At 38.3% G+C, this 15,546-nt stretch carries 14 protein-coding genes; 12 read left to right on the top strand and 2 right to left on the bottom strand.

Going from position 1 to position 15,546, the window contains the following annotated elements; translation table 11 throughout:
• The first annotated feature begins 20 nt into the window (after positions 1-20).
• The 12 genes from yajC (at position 21) to sucD (ending at position 14,881) form a co-directional block, all read left to right on the top strand.
• Entirely contained in the window at positions 21-368 is a 348-nt protein-coding gene (gene yajC / locus MTZ49_RS12625; protein ID WP_264745893.1) for a preprotein translocase subunit YajC, read from the top strand.
• A 74-nt stretch (positions 369-442) separates the two neighbouring features.
• A complete protein-coding gene (gene secD / locus MTZ49_RS12620; protein WP_264745892.1) occupies positions 443-2,296 on the top strand; it encodes a protein translocase subunit SecD in 1,854 nt (617 codons plus the stop codon).
• Positions 2,297-2,308: 12 nt separating this feature from the next.
• On the top strand, positions 2,309-3,244 hold the full coding sequence (gene secF / locus MTZ49_RS12615; RefSeq protein ID WP_413774151.1) for a protein translocase subunit SecF: 936 nt from the start codon (positions 2,309-2,311) through the stop codon (positions 3,242-3,244).
• Between the two features lie 321 nt (positions 3,245-3,565).
• Positions 3,566-3,943 (top strand): succinate dehydrogenase, cytochrome b556 subunit, encoded by a 378-nt coding sequence (gene sdhC, locus MTZ49_RS12610; protein WP_264747884.1) that lies wholly within the window; start codon positions 3,566-3,568, stop codon positions 3,941-3,943.
• Positions 3,937-4,305, top strand: a complete 369-nt coding sequence (gene sdhD, locus MTZ49_RS12605; RefSeq protein ID WP_264745891.1) for a succinate dehydrogenase, hydrophobic membrane anchor protein — start codon at positions 3,937-3,939, stop codon at positions 4,303-4,305. Before sdhC ends, sdhD begins: the two co-directional genes overlap by 7 nt.
• A gap of 6 nt (positions 4,306-4,311) precedes the next feature.
• Positions 4,312-6,084, top strand: a complete 1,773-nt coding sequence (gene sdhA, locus MTZ49_RS12600) for a succinate dehydrogenase flavoprotein subunit (protein WP_264745890.1) — start codon at positions 4,312-4,314, stop codon at positions 6,082-6,084.
• Between the two features lie 12 nt (positions 6,085-6,096).
• Positions 6,097-6,804 carry a succinate dehydrogenase iron-sulfur subunit gene (locus MTZ49_RS12595; RefSeq protein ID WP_264745889.1) on the top strand — a complete coding sequence of 236 codons (708 nt, stop codon included), beginning with the start codon at positions 6,097-6,099 and terminating at the stop codon, positions 6,802-6,804.
• Between the two features lie 215 nt (positions 6,805-7,019).
• Positions 7,020-9,848 carry a 2-oxoglutarate dehydrogenase E1 component gene (locus MTZ49_RS12590; RefSeq protein WP_264745888.1) on the top strand — a complete coding sequence of 943 codons (2,829 nt, stop codon included), beginning with the start codon at positions 7,020-7,022 and terminating at the stop codon, positions 9,846-9,848.
• Positions 9,849-9,902: 54 nt separating this feature from the next.
• A complete protein-coding gene (gene odhB, locus MTZ49_RS12585; protein ID WP_264745887.1) occupies positions 9,903-11,120 on the top strand; it encodes a 2-oxoglutarate dehydrogenase complex dihydrolipoyllysine-residue succinyltransferase in 1,218 nt (405 codons plus the stop codon).
• A 143-nt stretch (positions 11,121-11,263) separates the two neighbouring features.
• On the top strand, positions 11,264-12,700 hold the full coding sequence (gene lpdA, locus MTZ49_RS12580) for a dihydrolipoyl dehydrogenase (protein ID WP_264745886.1): 1,437 nt from the start codon (positions 11,264-11,266) through the stop codon (positions 12,698-12,700).
• A gap of 133 nt (positions 12,701-12,833) precedes the next feature.
• Positions 12,834-14,000, top strand: a complete 1,167-nt coding sequence (sucC, locus tag MTZ49_RS12575; RefSeq protein ID WP_264745885.1) for an ADP-forming succinate--CoA ligase subunit beta — start codon at positions 12,834-12,836, stop codon at positions 13,998-14,000.
• On the top strand, positions 14,000-14,881 hold the full coding sequence (sucD, locus tag MTZ49_RS12570) for a succinate--CoA ligase subunit alpha (RefSeq protein ID WP_264745884.1): 882 nt from the start codon (positions 14,000-14,002) through the stop codon (positions 14,879-14,881). Before sucC ends, sucD begins: the two co-directional genes overlap by 1 nt.
• Positions 14,882-15,064: 183 nt before the next feature.
• On the opposite strand, the gene MTZ49_RS15830 is transcribed toward sucD, so the two are convergent.
• Both MTZ49_RS15830 and MTZ49_RS12565 read right to left on the bottom strand, forming a co-directional pair.
• Complete coding sequence (locus MTZ49_RS15830) at positions 15,065-15,283, bottom strand: GNAT family N-acetyltransferase (RefSeq protein ID WP_413774194.1); 219 nt, start codon at positions 15,281-15,283, stop codon at positions 15,065-15,067.
• Positions 15,284-15,312: 29 nt separating this feature from the next.
• The gene (locus tag MTZ49_RS12565; RefSeq protein ID WP_264745883.1) at positions 15,313-15,501 is read right to left on the bottom strand and encodes a hypothetical protein; all 189 of its coding nucleotides are present in this window, start codon (positions 15,499-15,501) and stop codon (positions 15,313-15,315) included.
• Positions 15,502-15,546 lie beyond the last annotated feature (45 nt).

Raw genomic sequence — 15,546 nt, 5'->3', positions numbered from 1 at the left:
GTGTTAAGGAGTTGTAATTTATGAGTTTTTTTATTTCCTCTGCTTATGCTCAACAAGCAGCAACAACGGGTGCTGCAGGTGATCCTAATGGCATGTTTACATGGATATTCCTAGGCGGTTTTATCGTTATTTTTTACTTTATGATTCTACGTCCGCAAATGAAGCGTGGTAAAGAACACCGTAATTTATTAGGTTCTTTACAAAAGGGTGACGAGGTACTTACCACAGGTGGTATTGCAGGTAGAATAGTAAAAGTATCTGATGAGTTTATCGTATTAGCTGTATCAGATAATGTACAGTTAAAATTTCAAAAATCAGCAATTGCTGCAACCTTGCCTAAAGGTACTTTAAAAGCGATTGATGAATAATAACAACTGACATTATGGTTATATAAAATATTTAATCATAGTGTTTATTATTTTTTTGATAGATGGTTGGCATCATGCTTAACAAATATCCTTTATGGAAATATATCTTAATCTTAGTCGTGTTGACTATAGGATTATTATACTCTGCACCAAATCTGTATCCTGACGATCCTGCCGTTCAAATTACGGGTACTGATGTAAACTTAGAAATTAATGACGCTACTGTAACTAAAATTGAACAGATTTTAAAAAATGCTAATATTGAAGCAAAGTCAGTAGCTATTGAGAAAAAAGATGGTGTTTTAATTAGACTAACTAAATTAGCTAGTCAGTTACCTGCAAAAGCAGCTTTACAAAAAGCATTAGGTGATGATTATGTAGTGGCTTTAAACTTAGCACCTACTACCCCCGCATGGTTAACGAAAATAGGTGCGCGTCCTATGAAGTTAGGACTTGACCTATCTGGTGGTGTTCACTTCTTGCTTGAAGTGGATATGGATAGAGCCATTAAAACACGTCTTAATATGTATGATGGCGAAATCAGAAACTTATTACGTGAAGAGCGTATTCGTTATCGTAGTATTCCTAGTAAAGATAGCAGTATTCAATTTAGCTTTGCAGACGCAGAGACAGCAGCTAAGGCTGAAACACTAATTACTGGTAAATTTAATCAATTTACTATTACAACAGTTGCGGAAGAAGGGGCTCAAGTACTTAAATTAGTAATGTCGCCTAGTATTATCTCTGACTTATCAGAGTATGCTGTTTCCCAAAACTTACAAACTGTTCGTAATCGTGTTAATGAGTTAGGTGTTGCAGAGCCTATTGTGCAGCAACAAGGTTCTAATCGTATTGTGGTAGAACTGCCAGGTGTGCAAGATACCGCTGAAGCAAAACGTATTTTAGGTAAAACAGCTAACTTAGAGTTTCGTTTAGCGGCTAAGCCTGATGATCCTGCTATTTCTACGGAACAGTTTGATTTTGAAGGTCGACCAGTTGCATTAGAACGTGCAGTAATTATTACAGGTGATCAAGTTTCCAGTGCTAAAGTAGGTTTCGATCAACGTAATAATCAACCACAAGTAGAAATTGAGTTAGATGGTCATGGTGGCGATTTAATGTTCAAAGCTACCCAAGGCAATGTTGGGCGTAGCATGGCAGTAATCTTTATTGAGCAACGCCCAATTACTCACTATGTGAAAGAAGAGGGTAGTAATAAAGAAAAAGCTGTACAAGCTTATATAGAAGATAGAAAAATTATTAGCTTGGCGACTATTCGCGATGTATTAAGTAGTCGTTTTGTAATTTCTGGTTCTAAATCTACTAAAGAAGCTTCAGAGCTAGCCTTATTATTAAGGGCTGGTGGTTTAGCAGCACCTATGCACTTTGTTGAAGAGCGTACTTTAGGTCCAAGTCTAGGTGAAGAAAATATCAAAATGGGTATTGATTCGACTATTTGGGCAATGATCTTAATTGCTATCTTTATGGTCATCATTTACAAGTTCTTTGGCATAATTGCTACCGTAGCTTTAGCGTTCAACTTAGTATTATTAACTGGACTGCTTTCAATTATCGGTGCAACACTCACCTTACCAGGTATCGCAGGTATTGTACTGACATTGGGTATGGCGATTGATGCTAACGTACTGATTTATTCTCGTATTCGAGAAGAGTTAAATAATGGTTTATCAGTACAAAGAGCAATACATGAAGGTTTTGACCGTGCCTATACAGCAATTATAGATAGTAACTTAACTACATTATTGGTAGGGGCTATCTTATTCCAAATGGGTACGGGGCCAATCAAAGGCTTCGCGGTAACACTTTCACTGGGTATTATTACCTCCTTATTTACAGCCGTAATGGTTACACGTGGTATTGTGAACTTGCTGTTTGGTGGTCGTAATGTTAAGAAATTGTGGATATAAGGTGATATTACTATGATTAAGTCCACTATTCATTTTATGAAAATCCGTAATGTTGCTTTTGTCATTACGGTACTTATTACTATTGTAGGTTTAGTAAGTCTGTTTCATAAGGGTTTAAATCTTGGTTTGGATTTTACAGGGGGTACTTCTATTGAATTACTCTATGAAAAACCAGCTGATTTAGAAAAAATTCGTTTAGAGTTAGCTACTGCAGAGCCAGGACAAGAGCAAAAGTTTGATGATGCGATTGTGCAAAGCTTTGGTTCTACCAACAGTGTGTTAATTCGTTTAAAAAATGATGAAGCAAATGTTGGTAATTTAGTAGCTGCTAAATTACATCGTATAGACCCTGATAATAAGTTTGAACTAATTAGTGCGGAGACTGTAGGTGCACAGGTTGGTAAAGAGCTTTTGGATAAAGGGGGGATTGCCTGTTTATTAGCATTAGCAGGTATTCTGATTTATTTAGCATTTCGTTTCCAATGGAAATTTGGTTTAGGTGCTATTGCTTCATTATTCCACGATTTAATTGTAACGCTTGGGGTTATTGCTTTTTTCCAAATACCTGTAGATTTAACAGTATTTGCTGCAATATTAGCCATGATAGGTTATTCCTTGAATGATACGATTATTATTTATGATCGTGTTCGCGAGAATTTCCGTGTATTACGTAAAGCAGATATTATTGAGAATATTGATGTTTCTGTTACACAAACCTTGCTAAGAACCATAGCTACTTCAACTTCAACGGCTATGGCGCTGATTGCCTTATTAATCTTTGGCGGTCCATCTTTAGGTGGTTTTGCATTGGTTATGTTAATTGGTGTATTTGTAGGTACTTATTCTTCTATTTATATAGCAGGTCCCGTGTTAGTGTGGTTAAAATTAACTCGTGAAGATTTGCTGCCACCACCTAGCTCACAAGATCTTAAAGAGCAACATCCTTAATATTAGTGTAATAATAATTAAACTTCCCTATATTTTTATAGGGAAGTTTTTTTTTAATCAGTTATAATAAGTAAATTTCTCGTCTTAGGTAATAAAAACAGTAATACGACAAAGGGAGGGGGAAATAACTGAAAATATAAATAAAATAGTGAACTTAACCATATATCTAGTTGTCAATATAGAAATAACCGACTATACTGTGCGGCTATCTGCCACATAAGGCGGTGAGGTTAATCAAAGCTAATAATATTGACCTTTGAGTAGTTTAATTCTTTCCAATAACCGCTCCCACTTAAGGGGCTTATAAAGATGAATAGAAACGTGAATAGCCAACGACCCGTAAATCTTGATCTTCGGACTATCAAGCTACCTATTACAGCTTATGCGTCCATTCTGCACCGTATCTCTGGTGTTATCCTTTTTGTTTCACTTGTTATCGCGCTTTTCTTACTGGATAGATCACTATCTGGTCCAGAAGGCTTTGCCACAGTTAAATCGTGGATGTCTAACTTTTTTGTGAAGTTTATCGTTTGGGGTATGCTCTCTGCGTTAATTTATCACTTAGTTGCAGGCATTCGTCATTTGATTATGGACTTAGGTATTGGTGAATCTCTTGAGGGTGGCCGTTTCGGTGCTAAAGTAGTATTAATCGTTTCAGTAATCCTTATCGTGATTGCAGGAGTGTGGATAATATGGTAACTAATGTCACGAATTTTTCACGCTCAGGCTTATTCGATTGGATGGCACAGCGTGTATCGGCCGTTATTTTGGCAACATACTTTGTTTTTTTAGTAGGTTTTGTTATTTGTAACCCTAATCTTGACTATTCACAATGGTATAGTCTTTTCCACAATAAATGGATGCGTACCTATAGTTTACTAGCACTACTTTGTTTAAGCGTTCATGCTTGGGTAGGTATGTGGACAATTACTACAGACTATTTAACACGTATGGCTTTAGGTAAGTGGGCTACTGGCGTTCGCTTCTTAGTGCAAGCACTATGTGGCATGTTAATGTTTGTGATTTTTGTCTGGGGTATACAGATTCTTTGGGGTGTTTAAAAAACTATGTCTACTATACGTACTCTTTCTTTTGATGCTATTGTTGTTGGCGGTGGTGGTGCAGGTATGCGCGCCGGTTTACAATTATCCAGTTCTGGTTATAAAACAGCGGTTGTAACTAAAGTATTTCCAACACGCTCTCATACTGTATCAGCACAAGGTGGTATTACCTGTGCAATTGCTTCTGCCGATCCTAATGATGATTGGCGTTGGCACATGTATGATACTGTTAAAGGTTCTGACTATATTGGTGACCAAGATGCTATTGAATATATGTGTTCAGTAGGTCCTGAAGCTGTATTTGAATTAGACCATATGGGTTTACCATTCTCACGTACTGAAACTGGTCGTATTTATCAACGTCCTTTTGGTGGTCAATCTAAAAATTTTGGTGAAGGTGGACAAGCAGCACGTACTTGTGCAGCAGCGGACCGTACAGGTCATGCCTTATTACATACCCTTTATCAAAATAACTTAAAAAATAACACTACGTTCTTAACAGAATGGTATGCAGTTGATTTAGTAAAAAATCAAGATAATGCTGTAGTAGGTATTATTGCTATCTGTTTAGAAACCGGTGAAACTGTTTATATCCGCTCTAAAGCAGTGGTATTAGCTACTGGTGGTGCGGGTCGTATTTATGCTTCTACCACTAATGCTCACATCAATACAGGTGATGGTGTTGGTATGGCATTACGTGCAGGTGTACCTGTACAAGATATTGAAATGTGGCAGTTCCACCCAACGGGCATTTATGGTGCTGGTGTATTAGTAACCGAAGGTTGCCGTGGTGAGGGTGGTTATTTAATTAATAAAGATGGCGAGCGCTTCATGGAACGTTACGCACCGAATGCTAAAGATTTAGCAGGTCGTGATGTGGTTGCTCGTTCAATGGTTAAAGAGATTTTAGCAGGTAATGGTGTTGGTCCTAATAAAGACCATGTATTATTAAAACTTGATCACTTAGGTGAAGAGGTTCTACATAGTCGTTTACCTGGTATTTGTGAGCTTTCTAAAACATTTGCTCACGTAGATCCAGTGACTGCTCCAATTCCTGTAGTACCAACTTGTCACTATATGATGGGTGGTATTGCAACTAACATTCATGGTCAAGCATTAACTCAAGATGCTAATGGCAATGATGTAGTTGTAGAAGGTTTATATGCAGTAGGTGAAGTTGCTTGTGTGTCTGTACATGGTGCTAACCGTTTAGGTGGTAACTCATTATTAGACTTAGTAGTATTTGGTCGTGCAACCGGTTTATACCTTGAGAAAGCATTAAAAGAAGGTATTGAATACCGTGCAGCTAGCCAAACTGATATTGAAGCTGCAAGTAAGCGTTTAACTTCATTAAATGAGCGTGTTGAAGGCGAAGAAGTAGCTCCATTAAAACGTGAACTACAAAATTGTATGCAAAACTATTTCGGTGTATTCCGTACTGGTGAATACATGGAAAAAGGTATCAAAGAGCTTGCTACTTTACGTGAGCGTATTGAACATGTGAAAATCACTGATAAGAGCATGGCATTTAATACTGCACGAATGGAAGCACTTGAGTTACAAAACTTATTGGAAGTTGCTGAAGCTACGGCGATTGCGGCTAACGTTCGTACAGAATCTCGTGGTGCTCATGCTCGTGAAGATTATGAGGAGCGTGATGATACTAACTGGTTATGTCATACACTTTATTTCCCTGGGGAAAAACGTGTAAGTAAGCGAGCAGTGAATTTTGCTCCTAAGACTGTACCAGCTTTTGAACCTAAAAAACGTGTTTATTAATAGGGGATTGTCATGCTCTCAGTAAGTGTATATCGCTATAATCCTGATCAAGATAAAGTACCTAGTATGAAAACTTACCAGATTGATACTGGTGGTAAAGATTTAATGGTGCTTGACGTTCTTGAGCTTGTAAAAGAACAAGATGAAAGTTTTTCATATCGTCGCTCATGCCGTGAAGGTGTTTGTGGTTCAGATGGTATGAATATTAATGGTAAAAATGGTTTAGCCTGTATTACTCCATTGTCAGAAGTGGTAAAAGCAGGTGAGCAATTAGTTATTAGACCATTACCAGGTTTACCTGTTATTCGTGACTTGATTGTAGACATGAATATTTTCTACAAACAATACGAAAAAGTTGAGCCTTATTTACAAAATGATACGCCAGCACCAGCTATTGAGCGTCTTCAAAGTATTGAAGAGCGTGATAAGTTAGATGGTTTATATGAGTGTATTCTTTGTGCTTGTTGTTCAACTTCATGTCCTTCATTCTGGTGGAATCCTGATAAGTTCTTAGGTCCATCTGCATTATTGCAGGCATATCGTTTCTTGGCGGATAGCCGTGATACTTACACGGAAAAACGTCTAGCAATGATGGATGATCCTTTCAGCGTGTTCCGTTGCCGGAGCATTATGAACTGTGTTCATGTTTGCCCCAAAAACTTGAACCCCACACAAGCGATAGGACATATCCGCAGTATGTTGTTACAAAGCGGAACTTAAAAAAATTAAAATGCCTCTTATAATAGTAAGAGGCATTTTGCCATAGGCGCAAGTGTTTTACTTGTAGTTAATTTGTATTTTGAATAAACCAAAGGAGCACTGAGCTGGTTTTTACACTGACTAAAGTCCACGCTGCTTTTATCTCTTTGCTTAATAAAAATAAAAACAGAATGGTTTTTCTTTCAGTGCAGTGCTTTAATAGAAGGTGACCTGACATGCCCGAAAGCATGATGCAACAATTGTGGGATAGCGCTTATTTATCTGCGGATAATGCAGACTATGTAGATGAGCTTTATGAACAATATCTGCATGATCCTAATGCAGTTCCTGAAGAATGGCGTACTTACTTCCAAAAGCTGCCTGCTGCCTCAAATGGTGCAGATGTACCGCATTCTCCAATTCGTGATTATTTTGTAATGCTGGCCAAGACCCAAAACAGAGCACAACCTGTTGCTGCTGCCAGCGTATCTAGTGATCACGAGAAGAAGCAAGTAAAAGTACTGCGTTTAATTCAGATGTATCGTATGCAGGGACATCAGGTTGCTAATCTTGATCCTTTAGGTTTGTGGCAGCGTCCAGTGCCAGAAGCATTATCTTTGCATGATAATGAGCTTACTGAGGCAGATTTAGATATTACCTTCTCTTGTGGTGATCTATTCACTGATAAAAAAGAAGCAACACTGCGTGAGATAATTGCTACTTTAAAAGATACTTATTGCCGTACCATTGGCATGGAGTGCATGCATATTATTGACACAGAACAGCGTCGTTGGTTATTACGCCGTTTTGAGCATGTCAAAGGTCGTCAACAATACTCATCAGATGTTAAAAAGCATTTATTAGAACGTTTAACGGCTGCTGAAGGATTAGAGAAATACCTAGGTAATAAATATCCAGGTGCAAAACGTTTTAGTTTAGAAGGTGGTGATGCACTTATCCCGATGGTTGATGAGTTGATTCAACGCTCTGGTACTTATGGTGTAAAAGAAGTTGTCATGTCAATGGCACACCGTGGTCGCTTAAATGTGTTAGTTAATACCCTCGGTAAAAATCCACGTGAATTATTCGATGAGTTCGAAGGTAAGAAGCGTGCTAAGGTTGGGGTAGGTGATGTTAAATATCACCAAGGTTTTTCTTCCAATGTAATGACTCAAGGTGGAGAAACTCATCTAGCGTTAGGTTTTAACCCATCTCATTTAGAGATTGGTTCGCCTGTAATGGCTGGTTCAGTGCGTGCTCGCCAAGACCGTAGAGCGGATACAACAGGTGAAGCTGTATTACCTATTACTATTCATGGTGATGCCGCTTTTGCTGGGCAGGGTGTGGTAATGGAAACCTTCCAAATGTCACAAACCCGTGCATATAAAACAGGTGGTACGGTTCATATCGTAATCAATAATCAAATCGGTTTTACTATTAGCCGTCCTGATGATGCTCGCTCTACAGAATATGCTACTGAAATTGCAAAAATGGTACAGGCACCTATTTTTCATGTAAATGGTGATGATCCTGAAGCTGTTTTATTTGTAACGCAAATGGCCTTAGATTTCCGTATGCAATTCCATAAAGATGTGGTGTTAGATCTCTTCTGTTATCGCCGTCATGGTCATAATGAAGCTGATGAGCCTAGTGGAACTCAACCACTTATGTATCAAGCTATTGCTAAACACAATACACCTCGTAGTTTATATGCTGATGAATTAGTAAAACAAGGTGTTATTACAGAAGCAGAAGCACAGCAAAGAGTGGATGAATACCGTGATGACTTAGATAATGGTCGTCATGTGGTAAGAAGTCTAGTCAAAGAACCTAACAAAGCGTTATTTGTAGATTGGACACCTTATATTGGCCATGAGTGGAATTCTTATTATGACACAACAGTAGATCTTAAGAAGTTACAAGATCTAGCTACAAAGATGACCACAACTCCAGAAGGTTTTGTGTTACAGCGCCAAGTTAAAAAGATCTATGAAGATCGTGAAAAAATGACAGTAGGTTCTTTACCTATTAATTGGGGTTATGCAGAAACCTTGGCCTATGCTAGTTTATTAGCCGAAGGTTATCCAGTGCGTATGACGGGGCAAGATATCGGTCGTGGTACTTTCTCACATCGTCATGCTGTATTACACAGCCAAAAAGATGATTCTGTTTATGTTCCATTACAGCATTTATTCGATGGTCAGCCAAGAATGGATATTTATGATTCATTCTTATCTGAAGAAGCGGTGTTAGCCTTTGAATACGGTTATGCTTCAACAACACCTAATGCTCTAGTTATTTGGGAAGCACAATTTGGTGATTTTGCCAACGGTGCGCAGGTTGTTATCGATCAGTTTATCAGCAGTGGTGAGCTTAAATGGGAACGTTTAAGTGGCGTTACTATGCTGTTGCCTCATGGTTATGAAGGTCAAGGTGCAGAGCACTCTTCCGCACGCTTAGAACGTTACTTACAACTTTGCTCAGACCAGAATATTCAAGTATGTGTACCTACTACACCAGCACAGATATTCCATTTATTGCGTCGTCAAGTGGTACGTCCAATTCGTAAGCCGCTAGTGATAATGAGTCCGAAGTCTTTATTACGTCATAAACTAGCCATTTCTACTTTAGAAGAATTGGCAGAGGGATCATTTAAGCTTATTATTCCTGAAGTGGATGATATTAATCCTAAGAAAGTAGATCGCCTTATTTTATGTAGTGGTAAAGTATATTACGATTTATTGGAAAAACGTCGTGCGGAAGGACAAGACAATATTGCTATTGTTCGTATAGAACAACTCTATCCATTCCCTAATGAGAGTTTAGATAGAATTATGGCAACCTATCCAAATCTAAAACGTTTAGTATGGTGTCAGGAAGAACCTATGAATCAAGGTGCATGGTATTGCAGTCAGCACAATATTCGTCGTGCGGCAGCCGAATACAATCCACCATTAGATTTACAATATGCTGGCCGCGATAGTTCTGCGGCACCTGCTTGTGGTTATCCATCAATGCATGCTGAACAGCAAGAGAAATTATTGCAAGACGCATTTACTGTTTAATACTCGATCAGATGGGCGCATGGGCGCCCTCTAATAAATTTAAGGAATTTTACAATGGCTCAAGAAATTAAAGCGCCTTCTTTTCCCGAATCCATCGCTGATGGTACTATTGCTAACTGGTTAAAAAAATCTGGCGAAGCCGTCAAGCGTGACGAATTGCTGGTCGAGATTGAAACTGACAAAGTAATGTTAGAGGTAGTTGCCCCTGCTGATGGTGTGTTAACTATTGTTAAAAATGAAGGTGATACTGTTTTAAGTAATGAAGTGATTGGTAGTGTTGATGAAAGTGCTACAGCATCAGCTGCTCCAGCTGCTAAAGCTGAAGTTACTCCAACCGCAGCTCCTGCATCAGTAACAGAAACATCTGATGAAGATCCAATTTTAGCTCCAGCAGCACGTAAATTAGCAGAAGAGAATAATATTGACCCAGCTACTATTAAAGGTACAGGTAAAGGTGGTCGTATTACTAAAGAAGATGTAGTTGCAGCGATTGCTAATAAATCATCTGCACCTGCTGCTTCTACTGCACCAAGAGCAGCTACTACAAACGTTCAAGTAGCAGTTGGTGATCGTGTTGAAAAACGAGTGCCAATGACACGTTTACGTGCTAAGGTAGCAGAGCGTTTAGTTGAAGCACAATCTTCTATGGCAATGTTAACTACTTTTAATGAAGTTAATATGAAGCCTATTATGGATTTACGCTCTAAATATAAAGACTTATTTGAAAAGAAACATGATGGTGTGCGTTTAGGCTTTATGTCTTTCTTTGTGAAAGCTGCTACTGAAGCATTAAAACGTTTCCCTGGTGTTAATGCTTCAATTGATGGTAATGACGTGGTATATCATGGTTATCAAGATATTGGTGTAGCTGTATCAAGCGACCGTGGTTTAGTAGTACCTGTACTTCGTAATGCTGAGTTTATGAGCCTTGCAGAAATTGAAGGTGGTATTGCCGATTTTGGTAAAAAAGCTAAAGCAGGCAAATTAACTATTGAAGAAATGACAGGTGGTACATTCACTATTTCTAATGGTGGGGTATTCGGTTCATTACTTTCAACACCAATTGTTAACCCACCACAAACTGCTATTTTAGGTATGCATAAAATTCAAGAGCGTCCTATGGCTGTAAATGGTCAAGTAGTTATTTTACCGATGATGTATCTAGCACTTTCTTATGATCACCGTATGATTGATGGTAAAGAAGCCGTTAGCTTCCTAGTAACAATGAAAGATTTATTAGAAGATCCTGCTCGTTTATTGTTAGATGTGTAATGTATAATTCAAGCCGCTTAGCGGCTTGAAGGTTTATTGCGGTTTTCTAAAAAGTATAGTAGTAATGATGCATTAGTTAACATCATTCTTAATGAATTAAAGTCACTCTGTTGTAAGAATATACACATACAAGGGATAAAATTATGAGTCAAAAATTTGATATCGTTGTTATTGGAGCAGGCCCTGGTGGTTATGTAGCTGCTATTCGTGCTGCACAAATGGGTTTTAAAACTGCTTGTATTGAAAAATATCAAGGTAAAGAAGGCAAGACCTCTTTAGGTGGTACTTGCTTGAATGTTGGCTGTATTCCTTCTAAAGCTCTATTAGATAGTACGTGGAAATACCACGAAGCTGAAGAGTCTTTTAAAATTCATGGTATTGCTGTAAAAGGTTTAGCCATGGATGTAGGTACTATGATTGCTCGTAAAGATACCATTGTTAAGAATTTAACAGGTGGTATTGGCATGTTATTTAAAGCTAATGGTGTTACCTTATTAGAAGGTCATGGCAAATTATTAGCTAACAAACAAGTAGAAGTAACAGGCTTAGATGGTAAAGTAGAAACTGTTGCAGCTGAAAATGTAATTATTGCTTCTGGTTCTCGTCCTATTGAAATTCCACCTACACCATTAAATGGTGATACTATTGTAGATTCTACAGGTGCATTAGACTTTACTGCCGTACCTAAGCGTTTAGGCGTAATTGGTGCGGGTGTAATTGGTCTTGAGTTAGGTTCTGTATGGGCACGTTTAGGTTCAGAAGTTACTGTATTAGAGGCAATGGATAAATTCCTGCCAGCAGTAGATGAGCAAGTAGCCAAAGAAGCTCAAAAAGTATTAACTAAACAAGGTCTTAATATTAAATTAGGTGCCCGTGTAACAGGCTCTAGCACTAAAGGTAAAACAGTTACTGTTGAGTACACAGATGCTGAAGGCGAGCAAAAAATCACTTTTGATAAAGTAATTGTAGCTGTTGGTCGTCGCCCAGTAACTACTGATTTACTCGCTGCGGATAGTGGTGTGAACATGGATGAGCGTGGCTTTATCTTTGTTGATGACTACTGCACAACTAGCGTACCAGGCGTTTATGCAATTGGTGACGTAGTACGCGGCCCAATGCTAGCCCATAAAGCTTCTGAAGAAGGTATTATGGTAGTAGAGCGCATTGCTGGTCATAAAGCACAAATGAGCTACGATTTAATTCCAGGTGTTATTTATACTCACCCAGAAATTGCATGGGTTGGTAAAAATGAACAAACCTTAAAAGCAGAAGGTGTTGAAATCAACATAGGTGTATTCCCATTTGCAGCTAGTGGTCGTGCTATGGCAGCTAATGATACTACAGGCTTTGTAAAAATCATTGCTGATGCTAAAACTGATCGTATTTTAGGTGGTCATGTAATTGGCCCAAGTGCAGCAGAACTAGTACAACAAATTGCTATTGCAATGGAATTTGGTTCAAGTGCAGAAGATGTAGGTATGATGATCTTCTCACATCCAACCGTTTCTGAGGCTGTTCACGAAGCCGCACTAGCAGTAAATGGACATGCTATTCACGTTGCTAACCGCAAAAAACGTTAATAACCGTCTTCAAATGGGGCATTTATTGCCCCATTTACTCGCCAGAAAGTAGTCAATAAACAAGCTGGCAATTAGGTGGTGGTACGATTCCGTATCATCTAAACATAGCAATACCAAAGAGATAGTATAGCTTATGAATCTCCATGAATATCAAGGTAAACAGTTATTTGCTGAATATGGATTACCTGTATCGAAAGGCATCGCAGTAGATACACCAGAAGAAGCCGCTGCGGCATGTACAACTATTGGTGGTACTGAGTGGGTTGTTAAAGCTCAAGTACACGCAGGTGGTCGTGGTAAAGCTGGTGGCGTAAAATTAGTAAAAGACCCAGCTGATGCAAAAGCTTTTGCAGCACAATGGTTAGGTAAAAGATTAGTTACTTATCAAACAGACGCTAATGGTCAACCTGTTAGTAAAATTTTAGTAGAAACATGTACTGATATTGATAAAGAATTATATTTAGGTGCAGTAGTTGATCGTTCAAGCCGCCGTATCGTATTTATGGCGTCTACTGAAGGTGGTGTTGAAATTGAGAAAGTAGCTCATGACACCCCAGAAAAAATCTTAAAAGCGACCATTGATCCATTAGTAGGTGCACAACCTTTCCAAGGCCGTGATTTAGCGTTTAAATTAGGCTTAAAAGGCGATCAAATCAAACAATTTACTAATATCTTCTTAGGTTTAGCTAAATTGTTCCAAGATTATGATTTAGCGTTATTAGAAATCAATCCATTAGTGATTAAGAAAGATGGTAACTTACACTGCCTAGACGCTAAAATTAATATTGATGGTAATGCTTTATATCGTCACCCTAAATTGCGTGAAATGCACGATCCATCACAAGATGACCCACGTGAAGCACACGCTGCACAATTTGAACTTAATTATGTAGCATTAGATGGCAACATCGGTTGTATGGTTAACGGTGCTGGTTTAGCAATGGGTACCATGGATATTGTAAACTTACACGGTGGCAAACCAGCTAACTTCCTAGACGTTGGTGGTGGTGCTACTAAAGAACGTGTAACCGAAGCGTTTAAAATTATCCTTTCTGACTCAAATGTTAAAGCCGTATTAGTAAATATCTTTGGTGGTATCGTACGTTGCGATATGATCGCTGAAGGTATTATTGGTGCAGTAAAAGAAGTAGGCGTAAAAGTACCTGTAGTGGTTCGTTTAGAGGGTAATAACGCTGAATTAGGTGCTAAAGTATTATCTGAAAGTGGCCTAAATATTATTGCTGCAAGTGGTTTAACTGATGCTGCACAAAAAGTGGTAGCGGCAGCGGAGGGTAAATAATGAGCGTTTTAATTAATAAAGATACTAAAGTTATTTGCCAAGGTTTTACTGGTAGCCAAGGTACATTCCACTCAGAACAAGCAATTGCTTATGGTACTAAAATGGTGGGTGGTGTTACTCCGGGTAAAGGTGGTACTACTCATTTAGGTTTGCCTGTATTTAATACAGTAAAAGAAGCGGTAGAAGCTACAGGTGCAGATGCCAGTGTTATCTATGTACCAGCTCCTTTCTGTAAAGATTCTATTTTAGAAGCTGCATTTGGTGGTATCAAATTAATCGTTTGTATCACTGAAGGTATTCCTACTATCGATATGTTAGAAGCTAAAGTTAAGTGTGACGAATTAGGCGTGGTACTTATTGGCCCTAACTGCCCAGGTGTTATCACTCCGGGTGAATGTAAAATTGGTATTCAACCAGGTCACATTCATTTACCAGGTAAAGTGGGTATTGTTTCTCGTTCTGGTACGTTAACTTATGAAGCGGTGAAACAAACGACTGATGCTGGTTTCGGTCAATCTACTTGTGTTGGTATTGGTGGCGACCCAATTCCAGGTTCTAGCTTTATCGATATCTTAAAGCTATTCCAGGCAGATCCTAAAACTGAAGCAATTGTGATGATTGGTGAAATTGGTGGTAGTGCAGAAGAAGAAGCAGCTGCATTTATTAAAGCTAATGTAACTAAGCCTGTAGTTTCTTATATTGCTGGTGTAACAGCTCCTGCTGGCAAACGTATGGGCCATGCGGGTGCAATTATTTCTGGTGGTAAAGGTACTGCTGATGAAAAATTTGCTGCCTTAGAAGATGCTGGTGTTAAAACTGTGCGTTCTTTAGCAGACATTGGCAAAGCGTTATCAGAGTTAACTGGTTGGCCAATGAAATAATTATTAGCATTGCTAATAAGTAAAAAAGGCCAAGCATTAATGCTTGGCCTTTTTTTATAGTTATATCACAAGAGAAAGAGGGATTAGTAGAAATATTGTGCGTGCCAAACTAATAGAGTATGGCTATTAGTAGTTAATAAACGAGTTAATATTGATTAGTAATAAAGTATTTACAGTGGAAAACTATTGTTTTTCTAAAAAAACAAAATCCAAATTGTCACTTATTTTTTGCCTTTTAAATTCCTTATAACCATTTTTAAGATAAAGCGCTAAGTTTTTTTTGCTTTTAGTACTGGTAAAAAGTTCATAACGTAGCTGAGGGTAGTATTTCTCTATAGTCAGTAAAAGCAATGTGCCCAACCCTTGATTTTGTTGATTAGGGTGTACTATAAGTTTGCCAATATGGAGGGTATTGTCATTTGTATAGCCTCTTACAGAACCAATAATTTGATGATGGGTAAAATAATACCTTTCTTAAACTCCTCCTCAACATTTATAAGTGTTTGTTTAAGCGGTGGTATATTAAAATTATTGAGTAATTTGGCTTCGCTTTGATAAGCTAATTTTTGCAGTTCTAAAATGGCAGGCAGGTCAGTTATAGTCGCTGGTTGAATAAGCATTGATCATTCCCTTTGCTAGTGTGTTGAGATACTATACATAGACAA

This window comes from Entomomonas sp. E2T0 (genome assembly GCF_025985425.1).
In the GTDB taxonomy this organism is placed as follows: domain Bacteria; phylum Pseudomonadota; class Gammaproteobacteria; order Pseudomonadales; family Pseudomonadaceae; genus Entomomonas.
This window is presented reverse-complemented; position numbering and strand designations above follow the sequence as displayed.

Coding starts and splice junctions, on each gene's coding strand:
- sdhA (WP_264745890.1), top strand. CDS start 4,312: ATGTCTACTATACGTACTCTTTCTTTTGATGCTATTGTTGTTGGCGGT.
- lpdA (WP_264745886.1), top strand. CDS start 11,264: ATGAGTCAAAAATTTGATATCGTTGTTATTGGAGCAGGCCCTGGTGGT.
- sucC (WP_264745885.1), top strand. CDS start 12,834: ATGAATCTCCATGAATATCAAGGTAAACAGTTATTTGCTGAATATGGA.
- yajC (WP_264745893.1), top strand. CDS start 21: ATGAGTTTTTTTATTTCCTCTGCTTATGCTCAACAAGCAGCAACAACG.
- secF (WP_413774151.1), top strand. CDS start 2,309: ATGATTAAGTCCACTATTCATTTTATGAAAATCCGTAATGTTGCTTTT.
- MTZ49_RS12590 (WP_264745888.1), top strand. CDS start 7,020: ATGCCCGAAAGCATGATGCAACAATTGTGGGATAGCGCTTATTTATCT.
- odhB (WP_264745887.1), top strand. CDS start 9,903: ATGGCTCAAGAAATTAAAGCGCCTTCTTTTCCCGAATCCATCGCTGAT.
- sucD (WP_264745884.1), top strand. CDS start 14,000: ATGAGCGTTTTAATTAATAAAGATACTAAAGTTATTTGCCAAGGTTTT.
- sdhD (WP_264745891.1), top strand. CDS start 3,937: ATGGTAACTAATGTCACGAATTTTTCACGCTCAGGCTTATTCGATTGG.
- MTZ49_RS12565 (WP_264745883.1), bottom strand. CDS start 15,501: ATGCTTATTCAACCAGCGACTATAACTGACCTGCCTGCCATTTTAGAA.
- MTZ49_RS12595 (WP_264745889.1), top strand. CDS start 6,097: ATGCTCTCAGTAAGTGTATATCGCTATAATCCTGATCAAGATAAAGTA.
- secD (WP_264745892.1), top strand. CDS start 443: ATGCTTAACAAATATCCTTTATGGAAATATATCTTAATCTTAGTCGTG.